At 72.7% G+C, this 20,024-nt stretch carries 12 protein-coding genes and 2 pseudogenes; 6 read left to right on the top strand and 8 right to left on the bottom strand.

Going from position 1 to position 20,024, the window contains the following annotated elements:
• Positions 1 to 64: 64 nt before the first annotated feature.
• From ACOBQU_RS25075 to iolC, 6 genes and pseudogenes are all read right to left on the bottom strand, one after another.
• Positions 65 to 1,486 (bottom strand): APC family permease, encoded by a 1,422-nt coding sequence (locus ACOBQU_RS25075; protein ID WP_423629725.1) that lies wholly within the window; start codon positions 1,484 to 1,486, stop codon positions 65 to 67.
• A gap of 326 nt (positions 1,487 to 1,812) precedes the next feature.
• Positions 1,813 to 3,315, bottom strand: coding sequence for a CoA-acylating methylmalonate-semialdehyde dehydrogenase (gene mmsA / locus ACOBQU_RS25070; protein ID WP_423634708.1), 1,503 nt, complete (start codon positions 3,313 to 3,315; stop codon positions 1,813 to 1,815).
• Between the two features lie 22 nt (positions 3,316 to 3,337).
• Positions 3,338 to 5,214, bottom strand: a pseudogene (gene iolD / locus ACOBQU_RS25065) (3D-(3,5/4)-trihydroxycyclohexane-1,2-dione acylhydrolase (decyclizing)).
• On the bottom strand, positions 5,211 to 6,014 hold the full coding sequence (iolB, locus tag ACOBQU_RS25060) for a 5-deoxy-glucuronate isomerase (protein ID WP_423629723.1): 804 nt from the start codon (positions 6,012 to 6,014) through the stop codon (positions 5,211 to 5,213). The pseudogene iolD and the gene iolB overlap by 4 nt, the downstream one beginning before the upstream one ends.
• Positions 6,015 to 6,081: 67 nt before the next feature.
• On the bottom strand, positions 6,082 to 6,969 hold the full coding sequence (locus tag ACOBQU_RS25055; RefSeq protein ID WP_423629722.1) for a Cgl0159 family (beta/alpha)8-fold protein: 888 nt from the start codon (positions 6,967 to 6,969) through the stop codon (positions 6,082 to 6,084).
• Positions 6,966 to 7,970, bottom strand: coding sequence for a 5-dehydro-2-deoxygluconokinase (gene iolC, locus ACOBQU_RS25050; protein ID WP_423629720.1), 1,005 nt, complete (start codon positions 7,968 to 7,970; stop codon positions 6,966 to 6,968). Before iolC ends, ACOBQU_RS25055 begins: the two co-directional genes overlap by 4 nt.
• A gap of 149 nt (positions 7,971 to 8,119) precedes the next feature.
• Between iolC and ACOBQU_RS25045 the strand changes: the two genes are divergently transcribed.
• From ACOBQU_RS25045 to ACOBQU_RS25030, 4 genes are all read left to right on the top strand, one after another.
• Positions 8,120 to 9,046, top strand: a complete 927-nt coding sequence (locus ACOBQU_RS25045) for a sugar phosphate isomerase/epimerase family protein (RefSeq protein WP_423629718.1) — start codon at positions 8,120 to 8,122, stop codon at positions 9,044 to 9,046.
• A 231-nt stretch (positions 9,047 to 9,277) separates the two neighbouring features.
• Positions 9,278 to 9,478: a helix-turn-helix transcriptional regulator gene (locus tag ACOBQU_RS25040; RefSeq protein WP_423629716.1), complete on the top strand. Its 201-nt coding sequence runs from the start codon at positions 9,278 to 9,280 to the stop codon at positions 9,476 to 9,478.
• Between the two features lie 157 nt (positions 9,479 to 9,635).
• Positions 9,636 to 9,884, top strand: a complete 249-nt coding sequence (locus ACOBQU_RS25035) for a heavy-metal-associated domain-containing protein (RefSeq protein ID WP_423634706.1) — start codon at positions 9,636 to 9,638, stop codon at positions 9,882 to 9,884.
• 106 nt (positions 9,885 to 9,990) lie between these two features.
• Positions 9,991 to 12,267: a heavy metal translocating P-type ATPase gene (locus ACOBQU_RS25030; RefSeq protein ID WP_423629714.1), complete on the top strand. Its 2,277-nt coding sequence runs from the start codon at positions 9,991 to 9,993 to the stop codon at positions 12,265 to 12,267.
• A 707-nt stretch (positions 12,268 to 12,974) separates the two neighbouring features.
• Here ACOBQU_RS25030 and ACOBQU_RS25025 read toward each other — a convergent pair.
• Complete coding sequence (locus ACOBQU_RS25025; protein ID WP_423629712.1) at positions 12,975 to 14,273, bottom strand: citrate synthase; 1,299 nt, start codon at positions 14,271 to 14,273, stop codon at positions 12,975 to 12,977.
• Positions 14,274 to 14,533: 260 nt separating this feature from the next.
• Complete coding sequence (locus ACOBQU_RS25020) at positions 14,534 to 16,744, bottom strand: ATP-dependent RecD-like DNA helicase (RefSeq protein WP_423634705.1); 2,211 nt, start codon at positions 16,742 to 16,744, stop codon at positions 14,534 to 14,536.
• Between the two features lie 237 nt (positions 16,745 to 16,981).
• Between ACOBQU_RS25020 and ACOBQU_RS25015 the strand changes: the two genes are divergently transcribed.
• Together ACOBQU_RS25015 and ACOBQU_RS25010 are read left to right on the top strand one after the other, a co-directional pair.
• Complete coding sequence (locus tag ACOBQU_RS25015) at positions 16,982 to 18,049, top strand: LacI family DNA-binding transcriptional regulator (RefSeq protein ID WP_423629710.1); 1,068 nt, start codon at positions 16,982 to 16,984, stop codon at positions 18,047 to 18,049.
• Positions 18,046 to 19,545 (top strand): annotated as a pseudogene (locus tag ACOBQU_RS25010) (sugar ABC transporter ATP-binding protein); the annotation flags it as partial. The gene ACOBQU_RS25015 and the pseudogene ACOBQU_RS25010, both read left to right, overlap by 4 nt.
• Positions 19,546 to 20,024: the final 479 nt, after the last annotated feature.

The raw sequence follows: 20,024 nt of genomic DNA, 5'->3' as shown, positions 1-20,024 counted from the left end.
TCGGGGAAGGGGCGCCCGCGCGCGGAGCGCGCTCATGGACACGGCGGGGCGCCCCCCGCGAGGGCTACTCCGTAGGGACGCTCACCAACCACCGCGTATCCCGCCGCGGCCGCAGATACACCGCCCAGTACACGGTGGCCACCGCCACGATCCCCCCGGTCCACACCAGGTACGCGGCGTCCTGCTGGCTGAGCACATACGCAAGCACGGCGATGAGCACCACCGGCACCCCGGGCCACAGCGGCATCCGCCAAGCGGCGGCGCTCCCGTGCGACCCGCGCCGCGCGAGCAGCGCGGCGACGGCCACCAGCAGGTACATCCCCGTCACCGACACGCCGGTCACTCCGTAGAGGGTGTCGAGGTTGACGAAGCACAGCGCGGCGCCGGGCACGCCGACGAGGAGCGTGGCGACCCACGGGGAGCCGAAGCGCCCGCCGAGCCGCGAGAGCACCGCGTTCACCGGCGCGGGCCACGCCTTGTCCCGCGCGGACGCGAACAGCACGCGCGAGTTCTGGATGACCATGACGATGCCCGCGTTGACGATGGCGAGGGCCACGCACAGGCTGATGAAGGTGCCGACGGCGGAGGACGACCAGGCGGCGACCATGCCGCTGATGTCGCCGCCGGTGAGGGTCGCGAGGTCCTGCGCGCCCATGGTGATCGCGGCGACCGGTACCAGCAGGACCACGGCCGAGATGCCGAGCGTGAGCAGCACCGTGCGGGCGACGTTGCGGCGCGGGTTCTCCATCTCCTCGGAGAGGTACACCGCCGTGGAGAAGCCCTGGGTGACGAAGAGGGCGATGGCGAGCCCGGAGACGATCAGCATGGCGGTGACCGCGTCGGGGCCGCCGCCCGCGCCCGCCACCTCCAGGCTGACGAGGCTGTCCGCGCCGCGCTCGGCGTGCGCGAAGCCGAGGACGGCGACGACGGCCGCGGCGACGACTTCGAGGACCAGGAAGATCCCGGTGATCCAGGCGTTGGCCCGCAGGTCGAGCAGGCCCGCGAGGGTGGCGAGGAGCATCACGCCCGCGCCCGCGTACCGCGCGTCGATGTGCACGAGCGGCGCCAGGTAGTCGGCCGTGCCCATGGCGATCACCGGCGGCACGATCATCACGACGAGCAGGGACAGGACGAACACCAGCCAGCCCGCGAGCCGCCCGGCCATCGTCGACACCATCGCGTACTCGCCGCCCGCGCTCGGGATGAGGGTGCCCAGCTCGGCGTAGCAGAAGGCGACGCCCACGCACAGCAGGGAGCCGATGGCGATGGTGAGGGCGGTGGCGGTGCCGAGCGAGGAGAACAGGTCGGGGACGACGACGAAGAGCGTGGAGGCGGGGGTGACGCAGGACAGCGTGAGCAGGGTGCCGCCGACGACGCCGATCGAACGCTTCAGCTTCCGCGGCTGTTGATCCGGCTCGCGCGTCGGCGCGAGGGGCGCGCCCAGGGCGGTCGCATCGGGCGGCGGCGTGTGAAGCGTTTCGGTCATACGGGGATTCCGATCGGCTCGTGCGAAGGGTGCGGCGTCATGGAAACCCCGGCGTAAGGGGAACGTCAATGGCCGATTACCTACGGAATCCGCAACCCCGCGGCCCGCTAACTCACCGTCGATTCCCAGCCGTTGACCTCTACGGGTGATGACTACATAGACCAGCCACCAAGCAGCCTTCGATAGCAAGGTCAAATCGAATAGACACCTTGGTCGTCCGTTTCGCACGCTCCGTACGGGAACCGCAGCCGGTCCCCGCAAAGAGACCGGAAAAAGAAAGGAAGCCGTCCGCGTCGCGGACGGCTTCCCTCACTGCTCGCTCACGGTCAGTGGTTGCGCGGGAACCCCAGGTCCACTCCCGCCGGGGCGTCCGCCGGGTCCGGCCAGCGGGTGGTGACGACCTTGCCGCGGGTGTAGAAGTGCGTGCCGTCGTTGCCGTAGATGTGGTGGTCGCCGAAGAGGGAGTCCTTCCAGCCGCCGAAGGAGTGGTAGCCCACCGGCACCGGGATCGGCACGTTCACGCCGACCATGCCCGCCTCGACCTCCAGCTGGAAGCGGCGCGCGGCGCCGCCGTCGCGGGTGAAGATGGCGGTGCCGTTGCCGAACGGCGAGGCGTTGATGAGCGCCAGGCCCTCCTCGTAGGTGTCGACGCGCAGCACGCACAGGACGGGGCCGAAGATCTCGTCCTTGTACGCGTCCGCCGTGACCGGCACCCGGTCGAGCAGGGACAGGCCGATCCAGTGGCCGTCCTCGTGGCCCTCCACGGTGAAGCCCGTGCCGTCCAGGACGACCTCGCAGCCCTGGGCCGCCGCCCCGGTGACGTACGAGGCGACCTTGTCGCGGTGCGCGGCCGTGATGAGCGGGCCCATCTCGGACGCCGGGTCGTTGCCGGGGCCGATCTTGATCTTCTCGGCGCGCTCCTTGATCTTGGCGACCAGTTCGTCGCCGACCGAGCCGACGGCGACGACGGCCGAGATGGCCATGCAGCGCTCGCCCGCCGAGCCGTACGCGGCCGAGACGGCGGCGTCGGCGGCCGCGTCCAGGTCGGCGTCCGGCAGGACCAGCATGTGGTTCTTGGCGCCGCCGAGGGCCTGCACGCGCTTGCCGTGGGCGGAGGCGGTGGTGTGGATGTACTTCGCGATCGGGGTCGAGCCGACGAAGGACACGGCCGCCACGTCCGGGTGCTCCAGGAGGCGGTCCACAGCCGTCTTGTCGCCGTGCACGACGTTGAAGACGCCGTCCGGCAGACCGGCCTCCGCGAGGAGTTCGGCGACCCGCATCGACGCCGAGGGGTCCTTCTCGCTGGGCTTCAGGACGAAGGTGTTGCCGCACGCGATGGCGAGGGGGAACATCCACATCGGCACCATCGCCGGGAAGTTGAACGGCGTGATGCCCGCGACGACGCCCAGCGGCTGCCGGATCGACGCCACGTCCACACGGCTCGCGACCTGCGTGGACAGCTCGCCCTTGAGCTGCACGTTGATGCCGCACGCCAGGTCGACGATCTCCAGGCCGCGGGCGACCTCGCCGAGCGCGTCGGAGTGCACCTTGCCGTGCTCGGCGGTGATCAGCTCGGCGATCTCGTCGCGGTGCGCGTCGAGCAGCGCCCGGAACTTGAAGAGGATCGACGTGCGCTGCGCCAGCGAGGACTGGCCCCAGGTCGCGTACGCCTCCTTCGCGGCGGCGACCGCCGCGTCCACCTCCGCCACGCTCGCGAAGGCCACCTTCGTGGTGACGGCGCCGGTCGCCGGATCGGTGACCGGGCCGTACGTACCGGACGTCCCCTCGACGGCCTTGCCACCGATCCAGTGGTCGACGGTCTTCGTCATGCTGGTCATGCCAGGTATCCCTTCACAGCTGGCGGCGCCGGGTGGACAGGTGCCGGTCGTACTCCTCGCGGGCCTTGACCGCCGACGGACGGGTCGCGATCTCGGCCACGGGCACATCCCACCACGCCTGTGCGGGGGCGGGCCCGACACTGTGTCTGCCGTTTCCGTCTCCACATAGACACATGTGGGGCCGTCCGCTTCGCGTGCTTCGCGCAGCGCCGCGCGCAGCTCGTCGACGGTCCTCGCGCGCCGCACCGGCAGGCCGAGCGAGGCGGCGTTGGCGGCGAGGTCCACGGGCAGCGGGGCGCCCGTGTAAGTCCCGTCCGCCACCCGGTAGCGGTAGGCGGTGCCGAAGCGCTCGCCGCCGACGGCCTCCGAGAGGCCGCCGATGGACGCGTACCCGTGGTTCTGCAGGATCACCACCTTGATGGGGACGTTCTCCTGCACGGCCGTGACGATCTCGGTGGGCATCATCAGATACGTGCCGTCGCCGACCAGCGCCCACACGGGCCGCCCGGGCGCGGCCAGCGACACGCCGATCGCGGCCGGGATCTCGTACCCCATGCAGGAGTAGCCGTACTCCACGTGGTACTGGCGCGGCGAGCGCGCCCGCCACAGCTTGTGCAGGTCGCCGGGGAGCGAGCCCGCCGCGTTGACCAGCACGTCCTCGTCGGTGACCAACGCGTCGAGCAGGCCGAGCACCTGGGCCTGGGTGGGCCGGGCGTCGGGCTCGTGCGCCTCGTAGGCGGCGTCGACGCGGTGCTCCCAGCGGGCCTTGTCGTCGGTGTACTCGCTGACGTACGCGTCCGGGACGCGGAAGCCGTCCAGGGCGCGGCGCAGCGCTTCGAGCCCCGCGCGGGCGTCCGCGACGACCGTGGCGCCCGCCATCTTGTGGGCGTCGAACGGTGCCACGTTGAGGTTCACGAAGCGCACCCCGTCGGCCGCGAAGAGGGTGCCGGACGCGGTGGTGAAGTCGCTGTAGCGGGTGCCGACGCCGATCACCAGGTCGGCGGTGCGGGCGAGTTCGTCGGCGGTGGCGGTGCCGGTGTGGCCGATGCCGCCGACGTCCGCGGGGTGGTCGTGGCGCAGGGAGCCCTTGCCCGCCTGGGTGGACGCCACGGGGATGCCGGTGGCGTCCGCGAAGTCCCTCAGGGCGTCCTCGGCGGCGCTGTGGTGGACGCCGCCGCCCGCGACGACCAGCGGCCGGGAGCTGGCTCGCACGGCGGCCGCGGCGGCGGCGAGTTCGGCCGGGTCGGGGGCCTGGCGGCGCACGGCCCACACCCGCTCGGCGAAGAACTCCTCCGGCCAGTCGTACGCCTCCGCCTGCACGTCCTGCGGCAGGGCGAGGGTCACCGCCCCGGTCGCGGCGGGGTCGGTGAGCACCCGCATCGCCTGGAGCGCGGCCGGAATCAACGCCTCCGGCCGGGTCACGCGGTCGAAGTACCGCGACACGGGCCTGAGGCAGTCGTTGACGGACACATCGCCCGCGTACGGCACTTCGAGCTGCTGGAGCACCGGGTCGGCGGGCCGGGTCGCGAAGACGTCGCCGGGCAGCAGCAGCACCGGCAGGTGGTTGACGGTGGCGAGCGCGGCCCCGGTGACGAGGTTGGTGGCGCCCGGCCCGATGGAGGTCGTCACGGCGTGCGTCGACATCCGCCCCGACTGCCGGGCGTAGCCGACGGCCGCGTGCACCGTGGCCTGCTCGTTGCGCCCCTGGTGGAAGGGCATGTCGTCCCCGTACTCGACGAGCGCCTGCCCGATCCCGGCCACGTTGCCGTGCCCGAAGATCCCCCAGGTCGCGCCGATCAGGCGCCGCCGCTCGCCGTCGCGCTCGGTGAACTGCCGGGCCAGGAAACGCACCAGGGCCTGCGCCGTGGTGAGGCGGACCGTGCCGGTCATCGGTATCCCTCCGTGTGGTCAGGGTGGAAACAGATCTTCCACTCCCGCTCGTCCCCCGGACCCGCCATCACATTCAGGTAGTACATGGTGTGTCCCGGCTGGGCGATGGACGGCCCGTGCCAGCCGTCGGGCACGAGCACCGCGTCTCCGGAGCGCACCTCGGCGAGCACGTCGGTGCCGCCCGCCCGCGAGGGGAAGACCCGCTGGTAGCCGAAGCCCGCGTCGCCCTCGATCTCGAAGTAGTAGATCTCCTCCAGCTCGGACTCCACGCCCGGGCGGTGCTCGTCGTGCTTGTGCGGCGGGTACGAGGACCAGTGGCCGCCGGGCGTGATCACCTCCACGGCGATCAGGCGGTCGCAGTCGAAGACGTCGGCCGCCGCGAAGTTGCGGACCTGGCGGGCGCAGGTGCCGCTGCCGCGCTGCTCGACGGGGACCTCCGGCGCGGGGCCGTAGCGGGCGGGGAGTCGGCGCTCGCACTTCGCTCCTGCCAAAGCGAAGCGGCCTCCCGCACCGGAGGCGATCTGGAGGTGGGAACCGCGGGGAACGTAAGCGAAGTCACTCGGTCCGCTGAACACGCTCTTCCGGCCCAGGAGTTCGATGATCTCGCCCTCCGTGTGCACCGTACAGCCGCCGGTCAGCGGGAGCACGATCCATTCACTCTCCCCAGTGTCGAAGGAGTGCATGCCGCCGGGCGGCAGTTCGAGCACGCGCAGGCTGGAGTGGGTCCAGGCGGCGCGCTCCGGGTCGACGGCGAGGGCGTAGGGGCCCTCGGCCGCGCTGCCCTTGGGTACGTACGTCATGCGGGCCTCCTCGTCTTCCGGCGTACGGTCACGGTCTTCGGGCGTACGGTCACGGCGTGCCCCACGGCTACAGCAGCCCGACGGCCGTGTCGACGGCGCCCGCCACGTTCCCGTCCGGCGGGTAGAGCAGCGTCCGCCCCGCGACCAGGCCGTACACGGTGGGCAGGCCCAGCGCGGCGCGCCACCTCTCGTACGCCGCGTCGGTGTCCCCGGCGCCGACGTCGCCGCCGAGCAGCACCGCGGGCAGCGTCGAGGCCTCCATGACGCGCGCCATGTCGTCGGGATTCTCGGTGACGGGCACCTTCAGCCAGGTGTACGCCGACGTCCCGCCGAGGCCGGAGGCGATGGCGAGGGACCGGGTGACCGCCTCGGCGCTCAGGTCGTTGCGCAGCGCGCCGTCGGGGTCCCTGCGGCACAGGAACGGCTCCACGAACACCGGAAGCTGACGCTCCGCCATGGCGTCGACGGCGCGGGCCGTGGCGTGCAGGGTGGCGAGGGACCCCGGGTCGTCGTAGTCGACGCGCAGCAGCAGCTTGCCCGCGTCGAAGCCGAGCCGCTCCAGGTCCGCGGGCCGGTAGCCGGTGAACCGGTCGTCCAGTTCGAAGGCGGCGCCCGCGAGCCCGCCCCGGTTCATGGACCCCATGACGACCTTGCCGTCGAGCGCACCGAGCAGCAGCAGGTCGTCGAGGATGTCGGCGGTGGCGAGCACCCCGTCGACGCCGGGCCGCTCCAGGGCGACGCACAGCCGCTCCAGGAGGTCCGCCCGGTCGGCCATGGCCAGGGGGTCCTTGCCGACGCCGAGCGCGCCGCGCGCCGGGTGGTCGGCCGCGATGACCAGCAGTCGTCCGGAGGGGCCGAGCAGCGGCCGCCGGGTCCTGCGGGCGGCGGCCTCGGCGATGGCTTCGGGGTGCCGGGCGCGGGTGTGCACGAGCGCGGAGACGTCGACGGCGCTCACCGGACCTCCCCGGCGGCGAGCGCGTCCTCGACCTCGGCGGCGTACGGCATGGCCGAGGAGCACTCCAGGCGGGAGGCGACGATGGCGCCCGCCGCGTTGGCGTACCGGACCGTGCGCTCCAGAGCCCAGCCGGAGAGCAGCCCGTGGCACAGGGCCCCACCGAAGGCGTCGCCCGCGCCGAGCCCGTTGAGGACCGTCACCGGCAGCGGCGGCACCTCGGCGGTCTCCCCCGCCCGGCTCATGGCGAGCACGCCGTGGGGGCCCCGCTTGACCACGGCCAGCTCCACGCCCGCGGCGAGCAGGGCCTCGGCGGCGGCGCGGGGCTCGCGCACGCCGGTGGCGACCTCCACCTCGTCGACGTTGCCGACGGCGACGGTGGCGTGCCGCAGGGCGGCGGCGTAGTGGGGGCGGGCCTCGTCCGGGTCGCGCCAGAACATGGGCCGCCAGTCGAGGTCGAAGACGGTGGTGGCGCCGGGCGGCCGGGCGGCGAGCGCGGCCAGGGTGGCCCCGCGGCTCGGCTCCTCGCTGAGGCCCGTCCCGGTCATCCAGAAGATCCGCGCCGCCGCGATCGCGCCGAGGTCCAGCTCGTCCGCGCGGATCTCCAGGTCGGGGGCCTTGGGCCGCCGGTAGAAGTAGAGCGGGAAGTCGTCCGGCGGGAACACCTCGCAGAAGGTCACCGGCGTCGGCAGCCCCGGCACCTCCGTGACCCACCGCTCGTCGACGCCGAACTCCCGCAGCTGCGCGCGCAGGTAGTCCCCGAAGGGGTCCTGTCCCGTCCGCGTGACAACGCCCGCGCGCCGCCCGAGCCGGGCCGCCGCCACCGCCACGTTCGTCGCCGAGCCGCCGAGGAACTTCCCGAAGGTCGTCACCCGCGCCAGCGGCACACCGGTCTGCAAGGGGTACAGGTCCACCCCGATCCGGCCCATCGTGACGAGGTCGTGCGGGTCGTACGGATCATGCGGGTCGTGCGGATCGGTGTAGGGATCGGTCACCCTGCACATCCCTTCATGGTCGCTCCCCGGGGGCTGATCCCGGTCCGGCACCGGTCTGGTCCAGGTCTAATCCCGCCCCAGGAACCCTGTCAACATTTTGTCCTGACATTCGGACCACTCCTTGACACCCTTCTCGGCCCGCGGCGAGGCTTGCGGCCATGGCACAGCAGACGGAGGTGGCCCGCTTGTCCCGGTTGTCCCGCATCCGCATCGGTTCGGCCCCCGACTCCTGGGGCGTGTGGTTCCCCGACGACCCCCAGCAAGTGCCGTGGAGCCGCTTCCTGGACGAGGTCGCCGCGTCCGGGTACGAGTGGATCGAGCTGGGCCCGTACGGCTATCTGCCGACCGACCCGGCCCGGCTCGCCGAGGAGACCGGCCGCCGCGGCCTGAAGGTCTCGGCGGGCACGGTCTTCACCGGCCTGCACCACGGCCCGGACGTCTGGGACCGGACCTGGGCGCACGTCTCCGCCATCGCCGAGCTGACCCGCGCCACGGGCGCCCGCCACCTGGTCGTCATCCCGTCCTTCTGGCGCGACGACAAGACCGGCGAGGTCATCGAGGACGCGACGCTCACCCCCGAGCAGTGGCGCCACCTCACCCAGGGGACCGAGCGCCTGGGCCGCGAGGTGCGCGAGCGCTACGGCCTGCGGATCGTCGTCCACCCGCACGCCGACACCCACATCGACACCGAGGACAACGTCACGCGCTTCCTCGACGCCACCGACCCCGCGCTCGTCTCGCTGTGCCTGGACACCGGCCACTACGCCTACTGCGGCGGCGACAGCGTCAAGCTCATCGAGACCTACGGCGAGCGCCTCGGCTATCTGCACCTCAAGCAGGTCGACCCGGCCGTCCTCGCCGAGGTCCGCGAGCGGGACGTGCCGTTCGGGCCCGCCGTCGCGCGCGGCGTGATGTGCGAGCCGCCCGCCGGTGTGCCCGCCCTCGAACCCGTCCTGGCGGCGGCCCAGCGGCTCGGCGTCGACCTGTTCGCCATCGTCGAGCAGGACATGTACCCGTGCCCGCCGGACAAGCCGCTGCCCATCGCCCGCCGCACCCGCGCCTTCCTCCGCTCCTGCGGGGCGTAGGGGGACCCGGCCCGTCCGGCGCCTGAGGCGCGCGTCACTTCCGTCACGGAAACCACCATCGCGTCACACATGTCGCACGTACGCGAGTTTCCCGTCACAGTCGGTCGACAGCGCTCCGCCCGTGGTCACTCTCCGTCGTCCACGGGGCACAGGCTGAGTGACGCCACTGCCGCGCCCAGCTCCCCCGTCGGCCCTCCGGCCGCCCTGGGCGCGCACAGGGAGGAGCCACCGATGACCGACCGCAGGCTCTGGTCGTACAAGGACATCGCCGCGCACATCCGCGTCCAGCCGGACACCGTGCGCTCCTACCGCAAGCACGGCCTGCTGCCCGAGCCCGACCACGTCGAGAGCGGCAAGCCGTACTGGTACGCCGACACCATTCGCGCCTGGGTGGCGTCCCGACCCGGCAACCGCACCCGCAAGGGAGAGTGACACCCGCCCCGGACTCCTCCCGGATTCCCTCCCGAGCCCTCTTGGAACGTACCCCCCAGGGGTATAGTGTGGGGTGTGTCGGGGAGTTCCCTTGAGCGATCGGGGACTCGTCGCGACAGAAGTGCCGCACGACCACACCTTCACTGAGGAGTACGACATGACCGCCAACGCCCAGACCTCGCAGACCGGCGCCGTCACCACCGTGTACGACGTGACCGGGATGACCTGCGGTCACTGCGAGGGCGCCGTCAAGAGCGAGATCTCCGAACTGCCGGGCGTCAGCTCCGTCGAGGCGGTGGCCGCCACCGGCAAGGTGACCGTGGTCTCCGCCGCCCCGCTCGACGAGGCCGCGGTGCGCGCCGCGGTCGACGAGGCGGGATACGAGCTGGTCGGCGAGGCCGCCTGACCCCTCGCCTCCCACCGGGCCCCGCGGCACGCCACCGCCGCGGGGCCCCCGCCCCTTTCCCGGCCCCCTTGGCGTACGCGTCCCGTACGCAGCGGAGAGAACCGCCATGAACACCTCCGAGGTCGAACTCGCCGTCGGCGGCATGACCTGCGCCTCCTGCTCGGCCCGCATCGAGAGGAAGCTGAACCGGCTCGACGGCGTCACCGCCACGGTCAACCTCGCCACCGAGAAGGCGAAGGTCTCCTACCCGGAGGGCGTCGACGTCGCCGACCTGGTCGCCACCGTCGAGAAGCTGGGCTACACGGCGCACGAGATCGTCCCGCCGAAGCCGGACGCCCTCGCCGCTTCCGACGCCCCGAACGCCCCGTCGGAGGCGGCCGACGCGCCCGCCGAGGCCGACGCGCTGCTGCGCCGCCTGCTGGTGAGCGCCGCGCTCGCGGTGCCGGTCATCGTGCTCGCCATGGTCCCCGCGCTCCAGTTCACGTACTGGCAGTGGCTGTCCCTGACGCTCGCCGCGCCGGTCGTCGTGTGGGGCGGGCTGCCCTTCCACCGGGCGGCGCTCGTCAACGCCCGGCACGGCGCGGCCACCATGGACACGCTGGTGTCGCTCGGCACGCTCGCCGCCTTCGGCTGGTCGCTGTGGGCGCTGTTCCTCGGCACGGCGGGCGAGCCGGGGATGCGGCACGGCTTCGACCTGACCGTCGAGCGCGGCGGCGGATCCTCCGCGCTCTACCTGGAAGTGGCCGCCGGGGTCGTCACCTTCATCCTGCTCGGCCGCTACCTGGAGGCGCGCTCCAAACGGCGGGCGGGCGCGGCCCTGCGGGCACTGCTCGACCTGGGCGCCAAGGACGTCGCCGTGCTGCGCGAGGGGCGGGAGGTCCGCGTCCCCGTAGCGCGGTTGGCGGTCGGTGACCGCTTCGTGGTGCGGCCGGGCGAGAAGGTCGCCACGGACGGGCGGGTCGTCGAGGGCGCGTCCGCCGTCGACGTGTCCCTGCTGACCGGCGAGTCCGTGCCCGTCGACGTCGCCGTGGGGGACGCGGTGACCGGCGCCACCGTGAACGCGGGCGGGCGGCTCGTCGTCGAGGCCACCCGCGTGGGCGCCGACACGCAACTCGCCCGCATGGCCAAGCTGGTGGAGGACGCGCAGAGCGGCAAGGCCCGGGTGCAGCGGCTCGCGGACCGGGTGTCCGCCGTGTTCGTGCCGGTGGTGATCGCGCTCGCCGTCGGCACGCTCGGCTTCTGGCTCGGCAACGGCGCGGGCCCGGCCGCCGCGTTCACCGCCGCCGTCGCCGTCCTGATCATCGCCTGCCCCTGCGCGCTCGGCCTCGCCACCCCGACGGCCCTGCTCGTCGGCACCGGCCGCGGCGCCCAGCTCGGCATCCTCATCAAGGGCCCCGAGGTCCTGGAGTCCACCCGGCGGGTCGACACCGTCGTCCTGGACAAGACCGGCACGGTGACGACGGGCCGGATGACGCTGCACGAGGTGTACGCCGTGTACGCCGCCGACGGCACCGGCACCGGCGAGAAGGAGCTGCTGCGCCTCGCGGGCGGCCTGGAGCACGCCTCCGAGCACCCCGTCGCCCGCGCGGTGGCCGCCGGGGCCGCCGAGCGGCTCGGGCTCTCCGTGGACGCGCTGCCCGCGCCCGAGCGGTTCGTGAACGTGCCCGGCTCCGGGGTGCGCGGCACCGTCGACGGGCACGCGGTGCTCGCGGGGCACGAGCGGCTGCTCGCCGACGCGGGCGTCACCGGCCTCGACGCGCTCACCGAGGCGCGGGCGCGGGCCGAGGCGGCGGGCCGCACCGCCGTGCTCGTCGCCTGGGACGGGGCCGCGCGCGGGGTGCTCGCGGTCGCCGACGCGGTCAAGGACACCAGCGCCGACGCCGTGCGCGCCCTGCGCGAACTCGGGCTCTCCCCCGTCCTGTTGACCGGAGACCACCAGGCGGTCGCCGAAGCCGTCGCCGGGCGCGTCGGCATCGAGACCGTGTACGCGGACGTGCTCCCCGAGGACAAGGCCGCCGTGGTGCGGCGCCTCCAGGGCGAGGGGCGGGTCGTGGCGATGGTCGGGGACGGGGTGAACGACGCGGCGGCCCTCGCCACCGCCGACCTGGGCCTGGCCATGGGCACCGGCACGGACGCCGCGATCGAGGCGGGCGACCTGACCCTCGTCCGCGGTGACCTGCGGGCCGCGGCGGACGCCATCCGGCTCTCCCGCAGGACCCTCACCACCATCAAGGGCAACCTCTGCTGGGCCTTCGGCTACAACGTCGCCGCGCTGCCGCTCGCCGCCGCCGGGCTGCTCAATCCGATGCTCGCCGGGGCGGCCATGGCGTTCTCCTCCGTGTTCGTTGTCACCAACAGTCTCCGCTTGCGGTCTTTCACATAGCCGCGCGATCCTTCACACTGTCTTCGCGGGACTCTCACCTCGGGGTCGTATCCGCATATGAGCCCTCTTGTGCACGGACACGACATATGCAAGAGACGTAGATCACAACGATGGGAACGTAACCATCAGGGGGGCTCGCGAGTCTAAGAGGGCGACACCAGAGGGATCTTGGGGGATCCATCCGGTGTCGGGGGCATCTTGGGGGATGTCCCCGGAGTGTTGGCCGGGGCACGTGCACCGGGGAGCTTTGAGCGGCCCTCCCGATGTCGTACGCGTCCCGGCAGACCGCGATGGGCCCACCCAGACGCCCGGCCGGATCCCGTGGGGGAATCCGCACCGGGGCACAGGAAAGCACCCCGACCGTCGACCCGTGGGGGGATCGACGGCGGGGTGCTTTTCGCTGGCGGGGGCGCCTTCAGCAGGGCCCGTGGGCGCCGCCCACGGGACGCCCCGAAGGGGCACGGCCGCAGCCGCCACCCACAGAAGCGCCCCGAAGGGGCACAGCCGCAGCCGCCGCCCACAGAAGCGCCCCGAAGGGGCGCGGGAACTGCGCGACCAGCCATGGCAAAAGCCGCGGTCGCGTCTGCCGAGTCACCTGGCAGACGCGACCGCGGCTTTTCGCTGGTTGCGCGCGCAGTTCCCCGCGCCCCTTCGGGGCGCTGTTCGCACCGCCCTTCGGGGGCCGGAAAAGCAGCCGCGGCCGCAGGCTAGCGCGACTCGACCGGGACGAAGTCCCGGATGACCTCGCCCGTGTAGATCTGGCGGGGGCGGCCGATGCGGGAACCCGGCTCCTTGATCATCTCGTGCCACTGGGCGATCCAGCCCGGCAGGCGGCCGAGGGCGAACAGGACCGTGAACATCTCGGTCGGGAAGCCCATCGCGCGGTAGATCAGACCCGTGTAGAAGTCCACGTTCGGGTAGAGGTTGCGCGAGACGAAGTAATCGTCGGAGAGCGCGTGCTCCTCCAGCTTGAGCGCGATGTCAAGCAGTTCGTCGGACTTGCCGAGGGCCGACAGGACGTCGTGCGCCGCCGCCTTGATGATCTTGGCGCGCGGGTCGAAGGACTTGTACACCCGGTGGCCGAAGCCCATCAGGCGGACGCCGTCCTCCTTGTTCTTCACCTTGGTGATGAAGGAGTCGACGTCGCCGCCGTTGGCCTGGATGCCCTCCAGCATCTCCAGGACGGACTGGTTGGCGCCGCCGTGCAGCGGGCCCCACAGGGCGGAGATGCCCGCGGAGATCGAGGCGAACATGTTCGCCTGCGAGGAGCCGACCAGGCGGACCGTGGACGTCGAACAGTTCTGCTCGTGGTCCGCGTGCAGGATGAGCAGCTTGTCCAGGGCGTTGACGACGACCGGGTCCAGGTCGTACTCGGCGGCCGGGACGGAGAACGTCATCCGCAGGAAGTTCTCGACGTAGCCGAGGTCGTTGCGCGGGTAGACCACCGGGTGGCCGACCGACTTCTTGTACGCGTACGCCGCGATCGTCGGGAGCTTGGCGAGCAGGCGGATCGTGGAGATGTGCCGCTGCTTCTCGTCGAACGGGTTGTGGCTGTCCTGGTAGAACGTCGACAGCGCGCTGACCACGGAGGACAGCATGGCCATCGGGTGGGCGTCGCGCGGGAAGCCGTCGTAGAACCGCTTGACGTCCTCGTGCAGCAGCGTGTGCTGGGTGATCTCGTTGCGGAAGGCGGCCAGCTCGTCGACCTTCGGGAGCTCGCCGTTGATGAGCAGGTACGCCACCTCGAGGAAGGTGGAGCGCTCCGCGAGCTGCTCGATCGGGTAGCCGCGGTAGCGCAGGATGCCCTGCTCGCCGTCGAGGTAGGTGATGGCGGATTTATACGCGGCGGTGTTGCCATAGCCGCTGTCCAGGGTCACCAGACCGGTCTGGGCGCGGAGCTTGCCGATATCGAAGCCCTTGTCGCCGACAGTGGACTCGATCACCGGGTAGGTGTACTCGCCATCGCCGTACCGCAGTACTACAGCCTTGTTAGCGTTCTCGCTCACGTCATCCCTCACCGACGTTGTGCCTCTTCTTCGAGGTGCCTTGACTGTCTCTACCATCCCCCATTTGGCCCTGGAGAGTGCACTCGGGGTCGACCATTGGGCCTAATGGCGGCACTCAGTGCCGCCAACCTGCTCATCCTGCCCCCTTCGCCCTGGTTCCGAAAGTGCTCTGTGACCTTTGCGACTCAAATGATCGATCAACGGTCGCGCGCCTTGACGCGGGGCGGCGCGCGGGGGCGCCCGCGGCCGGGCGGGCGCCGTCAGGGCACCCGGCGGCCGGAGAGCCGGTGGTCCAGGGCCGTGCAGCGGCGGCCCGCGGAGACCGTGCGGACCGCCTGGCCCAGGGCCTTGCGCGAGCCCACGAGGACCACCAGCTTCTTGGCGCGGGTCACCGCCGTGTAGAGCAGGTTCCGCTGAAGCATCATCCAGGCCCCGGTGGTGACCGGGATCACCACCGCTGGATACTCACTTCCCTGTGAGCGGTGGATTGTCACCGCGTAGGCGTGGGCGAGTTCGTCGAGTTCGTCGAAGTCGTAGCCGACCTCCTCGTCCTCGTCGGTGACGACCGTGAGGCGCTGCTCGTCGGGGTCGAGGGCGGTGACGACACCCACCGTGCCGTTGAAGACGCCGTTTCGCCCCTTCTCGTAGTTGTTCCTGATCTGGGTGACCTTGTCGCCGACGCGGAAGACGCGGCCGCCGAAGCGCTTCTCCGGCAGGCCGGGGCGGCCGGGCGTGACGGCCTGCTGGAGCAGGCCGTTGAGCGTGCCCGCGCCCGCCGGGCCGCGGTGCATGGGGGCGAGGACCTGCACGTCCCGGCGGGGGTCGAGGCCGAACTTCGCGGGGATGCGGCGGGCGGCGACGTCCACGGTGAGCCGCCCGGCCTCCTCGGTGTCCTCCTCGACGAAGAGGAAGAAGTCCTTCAGGCCCTGGGTCAGGGGCGGCTTCCCGGCGTTGATCCGGTGGGCGTTGGTGACCACGCCGGACTCCTGGGCCTGGCGGAAGACGCGGGTGAGCCGCACGGCGGGCACCGGGCTGTCCTCGCTGAGCAGGTCCCGGAGCACCTCGCCCGCGCCGACGCTCGGCAACTGGTCCACGTCGCCCACGAAGAGCAGGTGGGCGCCGGGCGGGACGGCCTTCACCAGCTTGTTGGCGAGCAGCAGGTCCAGCATGGACGCCTCGTCGACCACCACCAGGTCGGCGTCCAGGGGGCGGTCCTTGTCGTACGCCGCGTCGCCGCCGGGCTTCAGCTCAAGCAGGCGGTGCACCGTGGAGGCCTCGGCGCCGGTCAGCTCGGCGAGGCGCTTGGCGGCGCGGCCCGTGGGCGCGGCGAGGAGGACCTTGGCCTTCTTGGCGCGGGCCAGCTCCACGATGGAGCGCACCGTGAAGGACTTGCCGCAGCCGGGGCCGCCGGTGAGGACGGCGACCTTGCGGGTCAGGGCGAGGCGCACGGCCTGCTCCTGCTCGGGGGCGAGGTCCGCGCCCGTGCGCCCGGCGAGCCAGGTGAGGGCCTTGTCCCAGGCGACGTCCCGGAAGGCGGGCATCCGGTCCTCGTCGGTGCGCAGCAGGCGCAGCACCTGGACGGACAGGGAGAGTTCGGCGCGGTGGAAGGGGACCAGATAGACGGCCGTGACCGTCGTGCCGTCGCCCTCGGGGCCGGGCACCGGCTCGCGCACGACGCCCTCCTCCTCGCCCGCCAGCTCGGCGAGGCAGTCGATGACCAGGCCCGTGTCGACCTGGAGGAGCTTGACCGCGTCGGCGATCAGGCGCTCCTCGGGCAGGAAGCAGTTGCCCTGGTCGGTGGATTGCGACAGCGCGTACTGGAGGCCCGCCTTGACGCGGTCGGGGCTGTCGTGCGGGATGCCGACGGACTGGGCGATGCGGTCGGCGGTGAGGAAGCCGATGCCCCAGACGTCGGCGGCCAGGCGGTACGGCTGGTTCTTCACCACGGAGATGGAGGCGTCCTCGTACTTCTTGTAGATCCGCACCGCGATGGACGTGGAGACGCCGACGCCCTGGAGGAAGACCATGACCTCCTTGATGGCCTTCTGCTCCTCCCAGGCGGCGGCGATCTTCTTGGTGCGCTTGGGGCCGAGGCCGGGGACCTCGATGAGGCGCTTCGGCTCGTGCTCGATGACGTCGAGGGTGTCCACTCCGAAGTGCGTGGTGATGCGGTCGGCCATGACGGGGCCGATGCCCTTGATGAGGCCGGAGCCGAGATAGCGGCGGATGCCCTGGATGGTGGCCGGGAGGACCGTCGTGTAGTTCTCCACCGTGAACTGCTTGCCGTACTGGGGGTGGGAGCCCCAGCGGCCCTCCATGCGCAGGGACTCGCCGACCTGGGCGCCGAGGAGGGAGCCGACGACCGTGAGCAGGTCTCCGGCGCCTTTGCCGGTGTCCACGCGCGCCACCGTGTACCCGTTCTCCTCGTTGGCGTACGTGATGCGCTCCAGGACGCCCTCGATGACGGCCATGCGGGGCGCGGGCACCCCGGGCGCGTCCCGCCGTGCAGCAGTCGACATGATCCGACGCTACCGCCGGGGACTGACAACGCGTACGGGCCCCGCGCCCCGAGGTGCGCGAGGGGCCGCCGAGGCGGGGGTCACGATCTGGTTTCGGCCGGGGGGCGAGGGGTTGCCAGGGGTTCGTGTAATCGATTCCAATCGGCCGTGGCGGTCTTGTAATCGATTCCACAAGGAGGTGGCATCGGCGTGGCGAGCGTGGGCATCAAGGACGTCGCGGCCCGGGCCGGAGTGTCCGTCGCGACGGTGTCACGGGTCCTGAACGGGCACGCGTCGGTCAGCCCCACGGCCCGCGAGCGGGTCCTCGGCGCCGTGGCGGCGCTCGGCTACCGGCCCAACGCCCTCGCGCGCTCCCTGCGCACCGACCAGACCCGCACCCTCGGCCTGGTCATCAGCGACGTCCTGAACCCGTACTTCACCGAACTGGCCCGCTCCGTGGAGGAGGAGGCCCGCGCGCTCGGCTACAGCATCATCTTCGGCAACGCCGACGAGCGCCCCGACCTCCAGGACCACCACGTGCGCACCCTCCTGGACCGCCGCATCGACGGGCTGCTCGTCTCCCCCGCCGACGGCGGCTCCCCGCTGCTCCTGGACGCCGCCCGCGCGGGCACCCCCATGGTCTTCGTCGACCGCTGGCTCCCCGGCGCGGACGTGCCCGTCGTGCGGGCCGACGGCCGCGGCGCGGTGCGCGACCTGGTGGCGCACCTGCACGGGCTCGGGCACCGCAGGCTCGCCATCATCGCGGGCCCCGCCGCCACGACCACCGGCAGCGAGCGCGTGGCCGCCTTCCGGGACGCCCTCGCGGCGTACGGGCTCGACCTGCCCGGCGCCTACGTGGGGCAGGGCGACTTCCAGGCCGCCAGCGGGCGCCGCGCCACCGAGCGGTTCCTGGATCTGCCCGAGCCACCGGACGTCGTCTTCGCCGCCGACAACCTGATGGCGCTCGGCGCGCTCGACGCCATCCGGGCGCGGGGGCTCAGGGTGCCCGACGACATCGCGCTCGCCGCGTTCGACGACATCCCCTGGTTCGTGCACACCGACCCCCCGGTCACGGCGATCGCGCAGCCCACCGGGGAGCTGGGGCGGGCCGCCGTGCGGGCGCTCGCCGACCGCATCGAGGGGCGCGCGCCGCGGTCGGTGACGCTGCCCGCGCGGCTGGTCGTGCGGCGCTCGTGCGGCGCCCCCGCCGAGGGCGGCGCCCCCGTGTCCCGTACCGAGGAACCCCCTGCTGGAAGGAGCCACCCGTGCAACCCGTGAGGCACGACGGTGAGGTGCTGCGCGTCGAGGGCGTCCGCAAGGCCTTCCCGGGCGTCGTGGCGCTCGACGGCGTCGACTTCGACCTGCGCGCGGGCGAGGTGCACGTGCTGCTCGGCGAGAACGGCGCGGGCAAGTCCACGCTCATCAAGACGCTCTCCGGCGCCCACCAGCCCGACGCGGGCCGGATCCTCGTCGACGGCGAGGAAGTCCGCATCCACGGAGCGCAGGACGCCGAGCGTATGGGTATCGCCACTATCTATCAGGAGTTCAATCTCGTCCCCGATCTGACGGTCGCCGAGAACATCTTCCTGGGGCGCCAGCCGCGCCGCTTCGGCCTGGTCGACCGGCGCGGGATGGAGGCCGACGCGGCCGAACTCCTCGCCCGCGTGGGCGTGGACGTCTCCCCGCGCGCCCGCTGCCGCGACCTGGGCATCGCCCGCCTCCAGATGGTGGAGATCGCCAAGGCGCTCAGCCTGCACGCGCGCGTGCTCATCATGGACGAGCCGACCGCCGTCCTCACCTCCGAAGAGGTCGACCGGCTCTTCGCCCTCGTACGGGCGCTGCGCGCGGACGGCGTGGGGGTGGTGTTCATCACGCACCACCTGGAGGAGATCGCCGTGCTCGGCGACCGCGTGAGCGTGATCCGGGACGGCCGGAGCGTGGGCCAGGTACCCGCGTCGACGCCCGAGGACGAGCTGGTGCGCCTGATGGTGGGCCGCTCCATCGAGCAGCAGTACCCGCGGGAGCGGCCCGAACTCGCCGACGCGGACGCCCCGTTGCTGCGGGTGCGCGGGCTGACCCGCCACGGCGTCTTCCACGACGTGGACTTCGAGGTGCGCGCCGGTGAGGTCGTCGGCGTCGCGGGCCTCGTCGGCGCGGGCCGCACGGAGGTCGCGCGGGCCGTCTTCGGCGCCGACCCGTACGACGCGGGCTCGGTGGAGGTCGCCGGGCGGGCCGTGCCGCGGCACGACGTGTACGCCGCGATGACCGCCGGGATCGGCCTCGTACCGGAGGACCGCAAGGGCCAGGGCCTGGTCCTCGACGCGTCCGTCGCGGACAACCTGGGCCTGGTGACGCTGCGTTCGGCGACCCGGGCGGGCCTGGTGGACCGGGGCGCCCAGCGCGCCGCCGCCGAGCGGATCGCCGGGCAGCTCGGCGTGCGCATGGCGGGCCTGCACCAGCATGTGCGGACGCTGTCCGGCGGCAACCAGCAGAAGGTCGTCATCGGCAAGTGGCTGCTCGCCGAGGCCCGGGTGCTGATCCTCGACGAGCCGACGCGCGGCATCGACGTCGGCGCCAAGGTCGAGATCTACCAGCTCATCAACGAACTCACCGCCGCCGGACACGCCGTCCTGATGATCTCCAGCGACCTGCCCGAGGTCCTCGGCATGAGCGACCGGGTCCTGGTCATGGCCCAGGGCCGGGTGGCGGGCGAACTGCCCGCGGAGGAGGCGACGCAGGACGCGGTGATGGCCTTGGCGGTCAGCACCGGGGCCGCCGGGGCCGCCGGGGCGCCAGGGAGGAGCGGCGCGTCCGGCGCCGCGGGCGCCGCAGGTGACGGCGCCGGGACAGGTGCGACCGACGGCTCCGACGACGCCCCCGTCAGGGGCACCGCGCCCGCCGCCAACGACAGCGCCCACCCCGCCGAAGGCGATGCCCGGCCCACCGGAGGCAGCGCCTCCGCCAGCGCGAACAGCGTCCGCCCCGCCGAAGGCGGCGTACGCACCGCCCACAGCGAACCGCGTCCTGCCGAAGGCGCTGGCGCAGGCGGCGCCCACCCCACCGGAGGCAATCCGCGCCCCGCCCAAGGCGACCCGCGCCCGGCCGAGGGCGGTGCGCCCGCCCCCGAAGGCGACCCGCGCCCCGGCGCGGACGCCCCCGTCCCCGGCGGCGCGTCCACCCCCGAAGACCGCACCCACCCCTGCGAAGACGGCGGCGGAGCCTCCGTCGTGGACGGGGACGACGAGAAGGGAGC

The sequence above is a fragment of the Streptomyces sp. G45 genome, assembly GCF_049542095.1.
In the GTDB taxonomy this organism is placed as follows: domain Bacteria; phylum Actinomycetota; class Actinomycetes; order Streptomycetales; family Streptomycetaceae; genus Streptomyces.
Note: the sequence above shows the minus strand (reverse complement) of the source record. Positions and strands in the feature narration are given on the sequence as shown.